16 protein-coding genes are annotated in these 16,106 nt (G+C 54.1%); 9 read left to right on the top strand and 7 right to left on the bottom strand.

The window, feature by feature from the left end:
- The first annotated feature begins 414 nt into the window (after positions 1–414).
- Positions 415–2,154: a DEAD/DEAH box helicase gene (locus BLR09_RS18080; protein ID WP_093205500.1), complete on the top strand. Its 1,740-nt coding sequence runs from the start codon at positions 415–417 to the stop codon at positions 2,152–2,154.
- Between the two features lie 119 nt (positions 2,155–2,273).
- Here the strand turns inward: BLR09_RS18080 and BLR09_RS18075 are convergent, their stop codons facing one another.
- On the bottom strand, positions 2,274–3,047 hold the full coding sequence (locus tag BLR09_RS18075) for a porin family protein (protein WP_093205497.1): 774 nt from the start codon (positions 3,045–3,047) through the stop codon (positions 2,274–2,276).
- Between the two features lie 204 nt (positions 3,048–3,251).
- On the opposite strand from BLR09_RS18075, the gene BLR09_RS18070 reads away from it, so the two are divergent.
- The 4 genes from BLR09_RS18070 (at position 3,252) to BLR09_RS18050 (ending at position 7,299) form a co-directional block, all read left to right on the top strand.
- Positions 3,252–3,680 carry a hypothetical protein gene (locus BLR09_RS18070; RefSeq protein ID WP_093205494.1) on the top strand — a complete coding sequence of 143 codons (429 nt, stop codon included), beginning with the start codon at positions 3,252–3,254 and terminating at the stop codon, positions 3,678–3,680.
- 247 nt (positions 3,681–3,927) lie between these two features.
- Positions 3,928–5,868, top strand: coding sequence for an acetoacetate--CoA ligase (locus tag BLR09_RS18060; protein WP_093205488.1), 1,941 nt, complete (start codon positions 3,928–3,930; stop codon positions 5,866–5,868).
- Positions 5,869–5,980: 112 nt separating this feature from the next.
- Positions 5,981–6,583, top strand: a complete 603-nt coding sequence (locus BLR09_RS18055) for an outer membrane beta-barrel protein (protein WP_093205485.1) — start codon at positions 5,981–5,983, stop codon at positions 6,581–6,583.
- 104 nt (positions 6,584–6,687) lie between these two features.
- The gene (locus tag BLR09_RS18050) at positions 6,688–7,299 is read left to right on the top strand and encodes an outer membrane beta-barrel protein (RefSeq protein WP_176785602.1); all 612 of its coding nucleotides are present in this window, start codon (positions 6,688–6,690) and stop codon (positions 7,297–7,299) included.
- On the opposite strand, the gene BLR09_RS18045 is transcribed toward BLR09_RS18050, so the two are convergent.
- The gene (locus BLR09_RS18045; protein WP_093205479.1) at positions 7,296–8,066 is read right to left on the bottom strand and encodes an O-methyltransferase; all 771 of its coding nucleotides are present in this window, start codon (positions 8,064–8,066) and stop codon (positions 7,296–7,298) included. The genes BLR09_RS18050 and BLR09_RS18045 overlap by 4 nt on opposite strands.
- 29 nt (positions 8,067–8,095) lie before the next feature.
- Positions 8,096–8,482, bottom strand: coding sequence for a Co2+/Mg2+ efflux protein ApaG (gene apaG / locus BLR09_RS18040; RefSeq protein WP_093205476.1), 387 nt, complete (start codon positions 8,480–8,482; stop codon positions 8,096–8,098).
- 173 nt (positions 8,483–8,655) lie between these two features.
- On the opposite strand from apaG, the gene ung reads away from it, so the two are divergent.
- A complete protein-coding gene (gene ung, locus BLR09_RS18035; protein ID WP_093205473.1) occupies positions 8,656–9,321 on the top strand; it encodes a uracil-DNA glycosylase in 666 nt (221 codons plus the stop codon).
- 176 nt (positions 9,322–9,497) lie between these two features.
- On the opposite strand, the gene BLR09_RS18030 is transcribed toward ung, so the two are convergent.
- Together BLR09_RS18030 and BLR09_RS18025 are read right to left on the bottom strand one after the other, a co-directional pair.
- On the bottom strand, positions 9,498–9,863 hold the full coding sequence (locus BLR09_RS18030; RefSeq protein ID WP_093205437.1) for a cyclic nucleotide-binding domain-containing protein: 366 nt from the start codon (positions 9,861–9,863) through the stop codon (positions 9,498–9,500).
- A 167-nt stretch (positions 9,864–10,030) separates the two neighbouring features.
- Positions 10,031–10,738 carry a Crp/Fnr family transcriptional regulator gene (locus tag BLR09_RS18025; protein ID WP_093205435.1) on the bottom strand — a complete coding sequence of 236 codons (708 nt, stop codon included), beginning with the start codon at positions 10,736–10,738 and terminating at the stop codon, positions 10,031–10,033.
- Between the two features lie 182 nt (positions 10,739–10,920).
- On the opposite strand from BLR09_RS18025, the gene BLR09_RS18020 reads away from it, so the two are divergent.
- The 3 genes from BLR09_RS18020 to BLR09_RS18010 are packed head-to-tail and all read left to right on the top strand — an operon-like array spanning position 10,921 to position 14,532.
- Positions 10,921–13,299 carry a heavy metal translocating P-type ATPase gene (locus tag BLR09_RS18020; RefSeq protein ID WP_093205433.1) on the top strand — a complete coding sequence of 793 codons (2,379 nt, stop codon included), beginning with the start codon at positions 10,921–10,923 and terminating at the stop codon, positions 13,297–13,299.
- A 25-nt stretch (positions 13,300–13,324) separates the two neighbouring features.
- Positions 13,325–14,071, top strand: a complete 747-nt coding sequence (locus tag BLR09_RS18015; RefSeq protein WP_093205431.1) for an acyl-CoA desaturase — start codon at positions 13,325–13,327, stop codon at positions 14,069–14,071.
- Between the two features lie 53 nt (positions 14,072–14,124).
- Positions 14,125–14,532: a group III truncated hemoglobin gene (locus BLR09_RS18010; protein ID WP_093205429.1), complete on the top strand. Its 408-nt coding sequence runs from the start codon at positions 14,125–14,127 to the stop codon at positions 14,530–14,532.
- 124 nt (positions 14,533–14,656) lie between these two features.
- On the opposite strand, the gene BLR09_RS18005 is transcribed toward BLR09_RS18010, so the two are convergent.
- Positions 14,657–15,262 carry an LURP-one-related/scramblase family protein gene (locus BLR09_RS18005; RefSeq protein WP_093205425.1) on the bottom strand — a complete coding sequence of 202 codons (606 nt, stop codon included), beginning with the start codon at positions 15,260–15,262 and terminating at the stop codon, positions 14,657–14,659.
- A 98-nt stretch (positions 15,263–15,360) separates the two neighbouring features.
- Entirely contained in the window at positions 15,361–16,014 is a 654-nt protein-coding gene (locus tag BLR09_RS18000) for a pyridoxamine 5'-phosphate oxidase family protein (protein ID WP_093205422.1), read from the bottom strand.
- Positions 16,015–16,106 lie beyond the last annotated feature (92 nt).

Here is a 16,106-nt window from a genome sequence, read left to right as displayed (position 1 = left end):
AACGACATTTCAGAATTCCGCCGGGTATTTAATCCGTCAAATCCCGGAAAAAGCCAACGGAACAGCATATTTCTCTGATGATATAGTACTATTCCCCTATATAATACAATTTAGTTGCACGGTTGAACTCTTTGTACCAATTTTGCATTAGAAAATCAGTCGGCAGTCCGTGCCGAACAACTGAAAAGGCCTCCCGTCTGCCTTGCTCTGATTGGTCCGCTAGCCGGACCCTCCTCTGTCTCTCACACTTTGGTCATCAGACGCCCGACGGATGTGTTGGCATCGTTGTGGTTTAGTTTACATCATTTATCAAAAACCGATTGTACCGCAAACTTCTGTTTGTGTCGTCTTCGGAGCAGGGTATTGTCCTGCAGGTGGCCGGAGCACAAGGGAATCTTGTGGTATCACTAATTCATGGAGAATCAAATTCTTTTTGCTGACCTGGGTCTTTCAGACGAGGTTATGCAAGCCGTCACGGAAATGGGTTTCGTGGCACCCTCGCCTATCCAGGCAGAATCTATCCCTTTTCTTCTCGATGGCCGTGACGTGATTGGCCAGGCGCAAACCGGAACCGGTAAAACCGCTGCCTTCGGGATTCCTCTGATCGACAAGATCGATCCTAACGACAAATATGTTCAGTCGCTGATCCTTTGCCCCACCCGCGAACTCGCGGTACAGGTATCCGAAGAATTGCGTCGCCTTGCCAAGTTCAAGCGCGGCGTATGGATCACGGCTATTTACGGTGGTGACAGCTACGAGCGTCAGAACCGCGACCTCCGCAAAGGCTGCCAGATTGTAGTCGGCACGCCGGGCCGGGTTATGGACCACATCGAGCGCGGTACTCTCCGTCTCGACCAGCTGAAATACATCGTGCTCGACGAAGCCGATGAAATGCTGGACATGGGCTTCCGGGAAGACATTGAAAGCGTCCTCGCCGATTGCCCGGAAGATCGCCAGACGGTCTTCTTCTCGGCTACCATGCCGAAGCCCATCCTGGATCTGACGAAGCGTTACCAGCGCAATCCGCAACTGGTAAAAGTGACGAAAAACGAAGTCACCAACGCCAACATCGAGCAGAGCTGGTATGCCGTCCGTCCGGATGCGAAATTCGAAGCGATGTGCCGCCTGATCGATTTCCATCAGATCAAGCTGATGCTCGTCTTCAGCAACCAGAAAGCACGTGTGGATGAAATCGTGGAACAATTCCAGATGCGGGGTTATGCCGCTGAAGGCCTCCACGGCGACATGCGCCAGGCTGCCCGGAACCAGGTCATGAGCAAGTTCCGCGGCGGTACCACCCAAATCCTCGTAGCAACCGACGTTGCTGCCCGCGGAATTGACGTGGACGACGTAGAAGCTGTCTTCAACTACGACGTTCCGATGGATTCGGAATACTACGTACACCGGATCGGCCGTACGGGCCGTGCCGGCAAGTCCGGAAAAGCCTTTACCCTGGCTTCCGGCTCGGAAAAATACCGCATCCGCGACATCCAGAACTACACGAAGGTGGAAATCCCCCGTGGAAAACTGCCGACGTTCGCCGATGTCTTCGCGATCAAGAAAACCCGCTTCGTCGAACGCGTTCAGCAAACGATTGAAGAAGGTACGTCCGAGTTCTACTCTGATATCTTCGATACCCTCCAGGAAGCCGGTTACGAAGCCAGTGCCATTGTTTCTGCGCTGGCTCAACTGAACCTCGGCGGCGTGAAGATGACGGAAGACAACCTGGAAGAAGAAGCCCGCAAGAAGTTCGACCGGGCGCCGGGCGACCGCAACGGCAACAGCCGCTTCGGAGATCGTCGTGGCAACGACCGCTTCGGCGACCGCCGGAACAACTACAACGACGGCCGCGGTGGCAACTCCACCCGCGAACGCGTTGATCGCGATGGAAAGCCCTTCCGCCGCGGTACCGATGCCGGTATGGTTCGTCTCTTTATCAACATCGGGAAGAATTTCAAGATCACTCCGAGCCACATCGTGGGCGCAATCACGGGTGAAACCGGCCTTCCCGGCAAGGTAATTGGTCAGATCGACCTCTTCGACAGCTACTCGTTTGTCGACGTACCGAAAGAGCACCAGCAAACGATCCTCAATGCCCTCGACGGAAACACCATCAAAGGCAAGCGGGTAAACGTAGAAGTAGCACGGGTATAATCCTGTTACGGATAGATAAGTGAAAGGGGTTGGTTCAGAAGAACCAACCCCTTTTTTCTGTGTATTCTGTGTTTTCTGTGAGAAAAATTAAGTTTCTCACAGAAAACACAGAAAAGGCTTTAAAGACTGGCTGAATAAGCCTTCGGAGCCCGTCCGAAGCCAACCCCGGCCGTAATCTGCCAGAGCGATACCTTCCGGCTCAGGGCTTCGTTGACGGAAGAAGACCAGTCGGCATTTCCCAGGTCCACCTTCGTCTTCATCACATCCGTAATCCCCCCTTCATACCGCAGGTCAAACGTAAACCGCCCGCCGTCCACGCCGATACCTGCCTGGTAGTTGACGGATATTCCCTTAAAGGCATTCGAAAACTGATCCTGCTGGCCTGCTACCTGCGCCTGCATAGCTTGCAGCAACTGGCCCTGGAGGCTGTATTTCCGTTCGAGGAAATCAGAGGCGATGCTGCCGAGGTCTCCGTTGTTGCCGGTATTGTAGGATAAAACGATTCCGCCGTTTACCCGAAACAACCGGAAAAACCGCACGCCGACAAGATTGGTAAAGTCAATATTCGAAAAACGTACATCCACATTCTTCAGATTGACCTGTCCGCCGGTTCCGCCGATGGTAAAGGCACCGCCTTTTTGCGACAGGCCCAGTTCGTGCTGGGTAAAAAATGTACCTCCTCCTCTCCGGAAAAACAGCGCCGCGGTGTAACCCCAGGTATGTGCTGTCTTTCCGTCAAAATAGAAGGCGCCGGGAGATCCCACCGACTCGCCGGTGAGCTGATTGTAATTTGCCCCGAGGCGCAGGCCCATCGAAAAACGACGGTCGGGCATTTGCTGGGCAACAGAAGAAAAACTCAGGAGCAGTAAACTCCAGAAGGCGACTTTTTTCATGGCGTGGTAAACAATGGTTGTTGGTTGAAAATGAGGCACTAAGCTACGTCACAAAAGAGGTACGGAACTGGAAGACTTCGTAAACGGCGGGCGGTATTTATCCCCCGGTACAGCGGGCTTTCTGTTAAAGAGTGTTAAGGCTTTAAACGGGACAAACTAAGACGATTCCAAGAGTCGTATTTGGATAAAAAACAACCAATAGCCATGAAAACCTCATTCGTTCAAAAGTCGCTCTTCTTCTCTCTCCTTCTTTTGGTGACCGCTTCCGCCTGCACCCGTGCCCAGCAACCGTATGGTCGTTACGACGACCGCTACGGCCAGTCAGACCGCTACGACCGCGGCGGATACGGAGGCGGATATGGTGGTGGCTACGGCCGCTTCAACCCGGAGATGCGCCAGCGCGAACAAAACATGCGGATCGAACAGGGTATCCGTTCGGGCCTTCTGACGCGGCGTGAAGTACGTCACCTGCGTTCGCTGCAGGCCGATACCGACCGCGCCATTTACGCAGCCCGCGCCAATGGCTATACCTCGCCCCGCGAACGGGCGATCATTTCTGACCTACAGGATCGGATTGACCGCGCCATTACCTGGGAAAAACGCGATTACGACCGCAACGGCCGTCGCTGGTAGTCAATTGGCCGACGGATCAGCACCGCGTGAAAGGTGACCGGAAACCGGGAGGCTGACGATGCGATATACGTCCCTTTCCCGCGAGTACTGATCCGCCGGCCCGTTTCCTGCCTTAATAGATAGATCTTGGTTTCCTTCCCCCGTTTTTTACCGTGATTGAGTTGGTTTGACAGGTGGCCGGAGTGGTCGGTGAGCTTTCGCCGGCCACTTTTTTTGTTTACATTTTGCCACTTCATCACGCCTCACTATGAAAATACCTCGCCTGCTGTGGACGCCCGCTCATCCGGAATCGTCCCGGCTTTCGCACTATGTATCCTGGCTGGCTGAGACCTCGGGCCTGCATTTTACGGACTATGCGGATTTATGGAGATGGTCGACCGACGAAACCGAAGCCTTCTGGGAATCCCTCGTCCGGTACTTTGACATCCGGTTTCACAGCCCATACACTTCCGTGCTTACGGGAGTTATGCCCCGCGCCCACTGGTTTTCAGGCGGTACGCTCAATTATGCGGAGCAGGTCTTCCGGAATGAAACAGACGCCTGGCCCGCACTTCTCTTCTGCTCTGAAAATCAGCCCCTCACCGAAATTTCCTGGAGCGAACTACGCGCACAAACGGCACGGTTTGCAGCCTGGCTGAAAGAACAGGGAGTAGGTCCGGGCGACCGCGTCGCGGCTTACCTGCCAACCGTACCCGAGGCAACCGCGGCACTTCTGGCGACGCTCAGCGTGGGGGCAATTTGGTCTTCTACTTCTCCCGATTTCGGGGTAGGCGCCGCCGCGGACCGCTTTGCCCAAATCGAACCAAAAGTATTGCTGGGTATCGGCACGTATCGGTACGGCGGCAAGCTCTTCGATAAAACAGAAGCCGTACTCGCCCTGGCAGAAGCCCTGCCCGGTTTACCGGCGGTCGTTTGGGTACAACAACCGGGAAAAGCCCCTGGCGTCTACTGGGAGTCTATCCAGCAAAGCCCGGAGCCTGAACTAGCCTTTACTCCGGTGGAATTCAACCATCCCATCTGGATTTTATACTCTTCCGGAACAACGGGGCTTCCGAAACCCATCGTTCACTCACATGGCGGCGTGCTGCTGGAACACCTGAAGTATCTGGTTCTTCATAACGATGTCCGGCCGGGAGAGCGCTTCTTCTGGTATACCACCACCGGCTGGATGATGTGGAATTTCCTGAATGCCAGTTTATTGGCAGGAGCAACGGCGGTATTGTATGACGGCAGTCCGGGGTATCCCGGCCTCGACTTTCTCTGGCAACTTGCGCAGGACGCCCGCATTGCTCACTTTGGAACATCGGCGCCGTTTATCGGGTCGTGCCTGAAGGCGGGACTGACACTACCGTTTGATCTGCCGCATCTGCGCACGATCGGATCTACCGGTTCTCCCCTGTCTGCCGAAGGATTTGACTGGGTGTATGCGCATGTAAAGCCGGACGTCTGGCTGAGTTCCATGTCGGGCGGGACCGATATTTGCACCGCCTGGGTGGGGGCTAATCCCTGGAGGCCGGTTTACGAAGGAGAAATTCAGTGTCGCTGCCTCGGTTGCGCGATGGATAGCTTCGATGAAGACGGGCATCCGCTCGTGGACGAAGTCGGCGAGATGGTTGTCACGCAACCGATGCCCTCCATGCCCGTATTCTTCTGGAATGATCCTGATTTTCAACGCTATACAGAAAGCTATTTCGAAACCTACCCGGGAGTCTGGCGGCATGGCGACTGGCTGAAAATAACAAAAAGGGATACCCTGGTGATCCTTGGCCGTTCGGACGCTACCCTCAACCGGCAGGGTGTACGAATCGGCACGGCAGAGATTTACCGGGCGACCGATACCTTTCCCGAAATTCGGGACAGCCTCATCGTCCACCTGGAAGAAACCGACTACATGCCGCTTTTTGTGGTATTACAGGAAGGTATTGAACTAAGCCCGGCACTCGATCAGCGTATCCGGCAGGCTATCCGGCAGGCCTGCTCGCCCCGGCACGTACCCGACCGGATACTGGCCGTACCCGATATTCCCTATACGTTGTCCGGCAAAAAACTGGAGAAACCGGTCAAGCAATTGCTGCAGGGTAAGCCGCTCGAAAAGGTTATGAACCCCGGCTCGGTCCGGAATCCGGGAGCGATGGAGTGGTTTAATCATCATAAAAACCGACTATCAGACCATGGCTCCGATTCGTAGTTTACGGGTCAAAAAAGGGCATAAAACCCCTCTTTTTCCCCCTATCCCCCATTCTGTAGAAAATTATTTACGTACCTTGGCAGCGTTCAACTCAGTCTAACCCCAACTAGTTATGTCTACTTTAGCCCGCCGCCTTGCCGGCATCCTTCTCCTTTCTGTCGCCGTTGTGTCCGGCGCTTCGGCCCAGGTTGCCTTCAGTCTTCACGGAACGGTTGCCTCCACCACCCTGGATGATTCCAAAGTAAAAGGAGGCCTCGGCGCCAATGTGAAATTCTTCCTCGGAGATAACCTCGCCGTCGGTGCCGCTGTCAAGTACATCAGCCTGTCATACGAAGCGACGGAACTCCCCGGCGGATCGGTTCGCTCTGTCGGATCGCTGATCCCCATCACCGGGACGGTCGATTACTATTTCACGAAAGGCTTCGTCCGGCCGTATATCGGCGGGGAAGTCGGCGCCTACATTCACCGCTATGACCTGGAGCTCAACGGTAACAACGTGTATAACAGCACCAATACCCGTCTCGGCGCCACGCCGAAGCTGGGTTTGACCTTCGCGCTCGGCAACTTCGGTATCTTCGCAGAAGGCAACTACCACTTTATTTTCTCGAACAAGGATGGTAGTGCCAATATCGGCTCCGCCAACAACGTAAGCTTCAAAAACCCGGATAAACTCTGGGGACTGAACGTGGGGATTACCTTTGGTCTTCCCAAATAAAGTTGTAGAAAATTTACCACACAATTCTACCGATGCCAGACCGGATTCCCGGTTTGGCATTGTTTTTGTGCCCTTACAGGACAACCAATTTTTTCCTTCTATCCATGAAAACGATGCGTTTCTATTCCAGCCTGGCACTTTTGGCGCTGCTCGTATCCTTTGCCTCCACTTCCTTTGCTCAGGTCGGTTTCACCCTGCACGGTACGCTGGCGTCCCCGACGCTGGACGACGTCAACAACAAAGTCCGGCCGGGCGTCGGAGCGGGATTGAAAGTCTTTCTCGGCCCGCAGGTGGCAGTAGGTGCGGCAGTCAAGTACATCAGCCTGAAGTATGACAAAACGGAGGCCGTCGGACAGGAGCTGACCAACACCACCTCTCTCGTACCCATCACGGGAACGCTCGACCTTTATCTGACGAAAGGGGCTGTCCGCCCGTATATCGGCGGTGAAGCGGGCGCGTACATCCGAAGTACCAAAGTACGATTCAACGGAAACGAAATCTCCAGTTCAAGCGCCACCAAATTCGGCGCGGCGCCGAAGGCCGGTGTCATGTTTGCCCTCGGCAACGTGGGTGTGTTTGCAGAAGGAACCTACCACTTTATCTTCGGCAGCAAAGACGGCAGCGCGAATACCGGCACGCCGAACAACATTGAATGGAAGAACCCGGACAAGCTCTGGGGCCTGAACGTCGGGGTGACATTCGGCATTCCGAACTAAAACCGAAGCACAAAATGCTGACGCGGCTGTTTCTGCCGGAAGAACACCAGTCCAACAAAAAACAGATCGATCGTAACCGCTACGCGGGGATGAGCCTGGATATCTGTCCAGGCTTTTTCCATTTCTTCAGACCAGTGAATGTCGTCGAAAACAAAGACACTTTCGTCATGCGCCCGGGTCAGGCAGGCTTCGAAATACCGGAGCGTCGGCTCATACCGGTGGTTGGCATCGAAAAAGGCGAAATCCAGGCGCTCGGTACGTGCAAGCGCTGCAGTCAGGGTTTCATCGAGGTTTCCGACGACGATTTGTACATTATTCCGGCCCGACAGGTTTTCCTGCGCGACGCGGGCTGTTTCCGGGCAGCCTTCAAAGCTGGTAATCTGCGCATGCGGAGCCGCATGCGATTCGTAGAGCGTCGTCAGACCCAGCGAAGTACCGAGATCGAAAAGGGTTTTCGGTTCAAACCGGCGAATCAGCCGGTAGAGCAGCCGGGCGAATTTGGAAGGCTTTTGTGCGTTTTTGGCAATCGTTGAGATCTTTTTCCGGGGAGTATTGCCTTTCCGGGAACCCGCGCCGAAATCAAGTACCTCGATCTCTTCGCTGCTGTTTTTCATTTTGGTCCGGATCGCTTCGATGCCGGCAAAAGCGGGATCGGGCGTAGTCGACCGGGGACGAATCGTCCGGGTATACAACTCAAAAACAAAAGGAGAATGGAGGGAATGTTCGTTTCCAGCCGAAAACAGGTACCGAAAATAGGATCGAATCAAAACAGCGACGAATCAAGTTGGAAAGACGGCTAGTTGAGCCGGTAAGGGACGATGAGCATGAACTCCGGAATCTCTACAAAAAACTGATATCCGTCGTACTGGCGCTCCATGAGGTAATGGCCGGCCATTTTGCCCATGGTCGACTGCAGGTTGCTGCCCGAAACATATTCATGGGATTCGCCCGGCTCGAGTACAGGCTGCTGCCCGATGACGCCCTCGCCTTCGACTTCCCGCGTGATACCGTTGGAATCGTAGATAAACCAATGCCGGCGCAGCAGCCGGATCGTAAACTCTGATTGATTTTCGATCCGGACGCGGTAGGTAAACACAAAATGTTGCAGCGAGGCGTTCGAGTGATTGGAGATGAACTCCGTAATCACACTAACTTTGATCCCTTCCGTGATGGCCGTTACCATAAGCATTCCAGTTTAGGCAGATGATGTGCTGCCGCATAACTGACCGAAATTAATCGCCAGAACGCGAAAGGACAAATCCCTGATTTGATTTTTCCATTTTCTAAACGCCTGATTTCTTCCGGAATTTCATCTCCGGAAAAGAATTCTGCCAACCGAAATATCCTATCCCTCCTATGAATGTTCAGATCGCCGAGTCCTGGAAACCCTTCCTGCAGCCCGAGTTTGAAAAGCCGTATTTTCTGGATCTGGTCGATTTCGTGAAAACCGAATACGCGACTCACCGCATCTATCCGCCGGGAAAAAAGATTTTCAACGCCTTCAACCACTGCTCCTTTGATAATACCCGTGTCGTAATTCTCGGGCAGGATCCGTATCACGGTGAAGGACAGGCGAATGGCTTGTGTTTTTCGGTAAACGACGGCGTCCGGATGCCGCCTTCGCTGATCAATATCTTCAAGGAAATTCAGGATGATCTCGGCAAACCCATGCCTCCTACCGGCAACCTGGAGCGCTGGGCGGATCAGGGGGTACTGCTGCTCAACGCTACGCTGACCGTCCGTGCCGGGCAGGCCGGCTCACACCAGGGACGCGGCTGGGAAGTGTTTACCGACGCCGTGATCCGGATACTTTCCGAAGAAAAAGAAGACCTCGTGTTCCTCCTGTGGGGATCCTATGCCCAGAAGAAAGGACAGGTTATTGATACCAACAAACACCTAGTACTGAAAGCCCGCCACCCCTCGCCCATGTCGGCCAATAACGGCGGTTGGTTCGGCTGTAAACACTTCAGCCAAACCAACCATTTCTTAAATGCGAAAGGGAAACCGGAGATACATTGGTAGGTGGAGGAAAAGATTTTTTGGGGCTATAAGCTGTGGGCAGTAAGCTTTAGGCGGGCTGTATACCGGGCATTGTCGCAAGCCTACAGCTGATAGCCCAAAGCAATACGCGGATACGACGCCAGGTACTTTCCAGCTCGCGGCCTACAGCTTATAGCCTGCAGCTTAAAGCTTCCCCATCACTCAAAATCCCGCTTCATCAACGCCAGCTGGTCGCATATCTGCAACATCAGGTAGCGGCGGGCCTGGGGGCTTTCGTCCAGAAACGTCTCAATCTGCTGCTTTTCGAAAACGAGCAGAATGGACTCGTCGTTGACCTTGACCGACGCCCGGTGGTAGTCGTTGAGCAGTGCCTCGTGCAGTCCGAGGAAACACCGGCAGCCCTGCACGCGTACTTTGGCGCTGTCGCTGACAATCTCAACCGAACCGTCTTTCAGGTAGAATACATATTCCGCGGGTTGCTCCCGTCGATAGAGGAACTCACCCTTGTGCGCATACAACTCCGTCCCTCGGGCGAGTAGTTTTTTCTCCGTGTCTAATAGCATGGCTCTTCTCTCATGTACCCGTCAAACAGCACGGGAACGAATTATAAGTGATGAGGCGAAGTTGTTGAGAATCAGACGACGGTGAAATGATATATGTCACTGCGGGCACTGAATAAACAACCGGCATATTCCTTTCAGGCAGGTTTTCCGGCGAAACAGGGTTTGAATTAATCGTACAACTGGCTGATTTTAAGCAAACGCTCCGGTTTGAGGAGTGTAATCGTACTGCCGTGAGCAGAAACGATACCGTCTTCCTTGAACTCCGAGAGGAACCGGATGACGGTTTCCTTGGCCGTTCCGACGATTGCCGCCAGATCATCCCGGGAAATCGCGATGCTGAACGGCTCGGCGCTTTCCGCTTTCTGGTAAGTCGATCGGAGCAATAGCAAGGCTTCAGCGAGGCGCTCCCGCACGGGCTTCATCGCCATGTGGATCATGCGTTCCTGGGATTCTCCAAGGGCCTTGGCCAGCATTTTCATCAGGTCATTGGCAACCTTGACATTTGAATCCACGAGCTTGTTGAAGTCGGACGCCGGCACGAAACAGGCCTGGGTGTCGTCAAGGGCGACAGCCGAAGCCGAGTACTTGGCGTTTTCAATCAGCGAACGGTACCCGAGCGTATCTCCGGGCTTGGCCAGGCGGATGATCTGCTCTTTGCCTTCCGCGTTGAGACGGCTGATTTTCACCTTTCCATCGAAGACGCAAAACAACCCGAACGGACGGTTTCCTTCGTGGAAGATCACCTGTCCCTTCTTGTACGTGTGAAAACATTTGTTCTCGTTAATGTCTTCCAGTTCACCTTGCTGGCAGTTCTTGAAGAGTGAAAACTCCCGGAACGTGCAGCGCTGGCATTCGGGGGCTGCTTGCGATTTCATGGGATAGTGCGTTTAAATGGCTGTACCATTCGTTGTCGAATGACAAGGGCAAAATTGGCCCATGAAGTCAACCGGAAAAATGATAAAAATCAGTCGGGAGTGTTATTTCCTGTCATAGGGATCGCCCGGCAGTCACCGGAGTTTTGGGGCATCATTTCCGGGGCGCTGCGCCCCCTGAAGCCATGAGTGCTACCCGTCTTTTCACACCCGTTCATACTGTTTGTTATCACTGCGGCAACGATTGCCCCGACGAGGCTCTTTCGTACGACAACAAGCCGTTCTGTTGCGAAGGGTGCCGGACGGTATACCAGCTTTTGTCGGAACACCAGCTCTGCCAATACTATACGCTCGACGGAAAAGGCATTTCCCCGACGTCGACCCGCTTCGAGTTTCTCGATAATCCGGAAATCGCGGAGTCGCTGCTCGATTTTCAGAACGAGCAAACGGCGCGGGTTACCTTCTTTCTTCCGGCGATTCACTGCTCTTCCTGCCTGTACCTGCTCGAACACCTGCCCCGGCTCAACGGCGCGGTGGCTTCCGCCCGGGTGGATTTCCTGAAAAAGCAGGTAGTTGTTCAGTTCCGGAAAGATCAGCTGACGCTCCGCCAGCTCGCCGAGTTGCTGACGTCGATTGGCTATGAACCGCTGATCAGCCTCCAGGACGTCGTCCGGGAGCAGCAGCAACCTTCCTACCGGAGCTTGCTGACGCGCATCGGCGTAGCCGGCTTCTGCGCCGGCAATATCATGCTGTTCAGTTTTCCGGAGTACCTGGGCCTTGACGACCCGACCTATAAGGTACTTTTTGGCTGGCTGAGTCTGATTTTGTCGCTGCCTGTCGTCTTCTATTCGGCACAGGGGTACTTTGTCTCGGTATATAAAAGCCTCCGCGCCGGACGGCTCAACCTCGATTTCCCGATTCTCCTGGGTATTATGGTGGCCTGGACGCGCAGTGTGTACGAGGTCGTTTTCCTGCATCAGAACGGGTATTTTGATTCCCTTACCGGGCTGACGTTCTTCCTCCTTGCCGGGCGCTGGTTTCAGGAAAAGACCTATTCGTTTCTGTCGTTTGAACGGGACTATCAATCCTATTTTCCGCTTTCGGCCCAACTGGTCGGCAATGCGGGTGCTACCACCCCGGTACCTGTCCGCCAGCTCCGGAAAGGCAACCGGATACGTATCCGGCATGGGGAGCTGATTCCGGCCGACGGCCTGCTGTACCGGGGTACCGGCCGGATCGACTATAGTTTTGTAACCGGAGAAGCGGCGCCCGAAACCCATACCGTGGGTGATCTGCTCTATGCAGGCGGGCGGCAAACCGGCGATTCCATCGAACTGGAAGTACTCAAGGAAGTCTCCCAAAGCTACCTGACCCAGCTCTGGAACGACGCGGCTTTCACCCGAAAAGAGAATAGCCGGCTGCGGACCTTTGCCGACGCTGTCGGAAATTATTTCACAATCAGTGTGCTGATACTGGCGGCATTAGCAGCCGCCTGGTGGTATTTTCATGATCCGTCGAAGGCCCTGAATGCCTTTACAGCCGTATTAATCATAGCCTGCCCCTGTGCGCTGGCGCTGTCGTACCCGTTTGCGCTCGGGCATGGCCTCCGGATTCTGGGACGGCAGAAGTTTTACCTGAAAAACGGAGAAGTACTCGAGAAACTCGCCCAGTGCGATACCATCGTCTTTGACAAAACAGGTACCCTGACGACGACCTCCGGCCAGGAGCTGTCGTTCACCGGTACCGAATTGACCGGCGAAGAACGGCTGCTTGTCGCCTCGCTCGTCAGTCACTCTACTCACCCGCTGAGCGTGCAGGTATACCGGCACCTGCAGGAACCGGTACCGGCAGCGGTAGCCGATTTCACGGAAGTCAGCGGAAAAGGTCTTTCCGGAACGGTTTTGGGACACTCCGTTCAGGTCGGTTCAGCCGGATGGGTCGATGCCCAACCGGCCCTTCCCGGTGGTACGCGCCTCTTCATCCGTATCGATGGCACGCTGAAGGGGCACTACGCCGTCGGCAATACCTACCGGGAAGGACTCGAACCGATGCTCAGCCAGCTGGGCCAGCAGTATACCCTCTGCCTGCTTTCGGGAGACGGCGACGCCGAGCGCCCCTACCTCAGCCGCTGGTTTCCGGAAATGCACTTCCGGATGAAGCCGGAAGACAAACTACAGGTAGTCCGCCGCCTGCAGGAAGAAGGGCGGAAGGTACTCATGCTCGGCGACGGTCTCAACGACGCCGGCGCGATCCGGCAGGCCGACGCCGGTATTGCCCTGACAGAGAATACGTTACAGTTCAGCCCGGCGAGCGATGGCATCCTCGAGGCCGGCGAACTCCGGCTGCTGCCCCGGTTCCTGCAATTCAGCAAACGGGGATTGACGGTCATCCGCTTCAGTTTTATCATTTCGCTTATCTACAACCTGATCGGGCTGAGCTATGGCCTGACGGGCAATCTCTCTCCCGTCGTTGCCGCTATCCTGATGCCGCTGAGCTCTGCGACCATGGTCTTCATCGCTACCCTGGGCATGAAGCAGGCCCGCCGCCGGTACTTTCCTTCGTAACAAAACCGGGCTTTGCCCACCTTGCATGTATATTTTACTCTTTTTCGTTGCTCACTGGTACCTTTCCCTTTTTTCCCAGACGTTCTTTCTCCACCGGTATGCGGCCCACCAGATGTTTACGATGTCGAAAGGCTGGGAGCGGTTTTTCTACGTTTTCACCTGGATTACGCAGGGCTCAAGTTTTCTCAGCCCCTATGCGTATGGCGTGATGCACCGCCTCCACCATGCCTATGCCGATACCGAAAACGATCCGCACTCGCCGAGCTTTTCCGAGAACCTGTTCGACATGATGTGGAAAACCAAGAACCGGTACAATGCCATTCTGCACCATCCGGATATTGTAGAGCCTAAATTCCGGAAGAACGTACCGAACTGGCCGCTAATGGAGCGTATCGGCGACAACTGGCTCTCACGCGTGGGGTGGGGTACGCTGTATACGCTTTACTACATCCATTTTGCCACCAGCGGCTGGGAGTACCTGTTGCTTCCTGTCCATTACCTGATGGGACCCGTTCACGGCGTCGTCATCAACTGGTTTGCGCACAAGTATGGCTATACCAATTTCAAGGTCAACGATACGGCCAAGAACCTGCTGCCGTTTGACTTTCTGATGATGGGTGAATCCTATCACAACAACCATCATAAGTTGGGCGGACGGGCCAATTTCGGGGTAAAATGGTGGGAATTTGACCCTACTTATCCGGTTATCCTCGTGCTCAATGCCGTTGGGGTAGTGAAACTGAAAAAGAACAACGACCTCAATTACATGTAACGGATTTACGGCGGAAGGCGAAACCTTTCCGCCGGATTTTTACTTTTGCCGGTATGGAGACAACGAAACGGACATTGGAGACACCGGAGGATATTCGCCTGCTTGTCGATCGTTTTTACGAAAAAGTACAACAGGACGACCTGATCGGGCCTATTTTCACGAATGTAGCGCATGTTGACTGGTCCCATCACCTGCCGAAAATGTACGCCTTCTGGGAGAATCTGCTCCTGGGAAACGATGTCTACCATGGGCACCCTTTCCGCCCGCACCTGATTATCAATCAAAAGCATACGCTTACGCTCGATCATTTCGAGCGGTGGTTGCAGTTATTTACACAGACGTTGTCGGAAAACTTTGAAGGAACCGGCGCCGAAAACGCCCGGCAAAGAGCTACACAGATCGCGCTGGTGTGGAATACGAAGCTGGAATACCTGAATAATGACGCGTATATGGAACGTTGAGCGTTCTTTCTGATACTGAAAAAGACCGGCCTCGTCCGGTCTTCTTGCTTTTGCTAAGTCTGTGAAGTCTGTGTAGTCTGTGAGAAAAATGATACTCTCACAGACTACACAGACTTCACAGAAATTATTTACCCTCCTTCAGTACCATATCAATCGTAATGGCAGCCGAAACGATTGCCATTTTCGTCCGGTCTTCGGCTACGCGCTCCTCGATGTTGACAACGTACTTATCGGCCGTCGTAAACGCCTCCCGGGCGAAGCCGTTCCATTTTTTCGAAATCGTACCAATTACTTCGCCGGAGGGATTGGTGATGGAAAAATCCCACGCTTTCCAATCGCCTTGTATTTCAGCGACCTGCACCTGCTGATGATCGTATACCAGAAACCGGGGCTTGAGGAAACGGAATTTCTGTTCGATGAATCCGATGGGACTATCATAGGCGTCGGTAATGGCAATTTTCGACATGAAAAGCGTCCAGCCGCGGTGGATTGTCGCCAGTACCTGCCCGTTCGCATCCTGGATTTCGAGCGTAAACGGCATCATTTTCTTGATATCGCCGATGATCCGCAGGAACTTGTGAAACCCGGATACCCGCTGCTGTACGAGACCGATTTGCTCACCGGTGTTGTCAAACACTTTGTAGGCATTGGAGAACTTGAAAAGGCCGACTTTCTCGTCGATCAAAAAGGTATTCTGAAGAAAAAACTGGGGAAATACCGGTTGACTCATTGGGTATGGAAATTGGCTAAACGCCGCAATATGCCCTCTTTTCAGTAGAAACTACTCAGATTTCCGTTCAGAATTGAGCAAACGGCAGCTTTTTGCCATCAGCGGCTTCCCCGTTTATACCCCGATACGTACCCGGGCATAGCTGTTCCTTCGGCCAGTTGCGGGTCGGGTTGCGGCTCGCCGGGCATAAGCCGCAACGGCAGGATACCGGCCCAGGCGGGGAGGTTCAGGTCTTCCTCGTCGTCGAGTACGCCGACGGTCCGGAGCTTCGCCGAGGCTTCGTCAAGGGGAAACGAGATCACCATCGTTTTCTTCATTTCGCTGGCGGAAGGCCACCGGACATCGTCCCAACGACCCGGTACGACGTGCTCGGTGATGATCCGGAGTGCTTCCCAGCGTTCGTCGTCATCGGTTACGACCGTTCCGGAAGCGAAGGCGACTACGGAGCGGTAGTTAACCGAATGATGAAAGGCCGACCGCGCCAGTACCAGTCCGTCGATCAGCGATACCGTCAGTACTACCGGACGACCGTCGGCAATCGCCCGCATAAAATGGCTGCCCATTGATCCGTGGATATACAATTTGTCTCCGACCCGGCCATATCCGGTCGGAATCATCATCGGTTGCCCGTTTTCCACATAGGCTACGTGGCAGAACAACCCTTCATCGAGGATACTGTAAATCATCTCCTCGGAATAATCACCCCTTTTCGGCGAACGGCTGATCCGGGTTTTCTCGGTAATTGCTTTCATGGTTTTTGTCGGGAAAGAATGGCTCGTATTCCCTGGCTTCCCGGCAAATATCTACCTTTACTGGATGCCTCAAGTGGTCCACTTTTATACTT

It is taken from the genome of Siphonobacter aquaeclarae (assembly GCF_900103285.1).
In the GTDB taxonomy this organism is placed as follows: Bacteria; Bacteroidota; Bacteroidia; order Cytophagales; family Spirosomataceae; genus Siphonobacter; species Siphonobacter aquaeclarae.
This window is presented reverse-complemented; position numbering and strand designations above follow the sequence as displayed.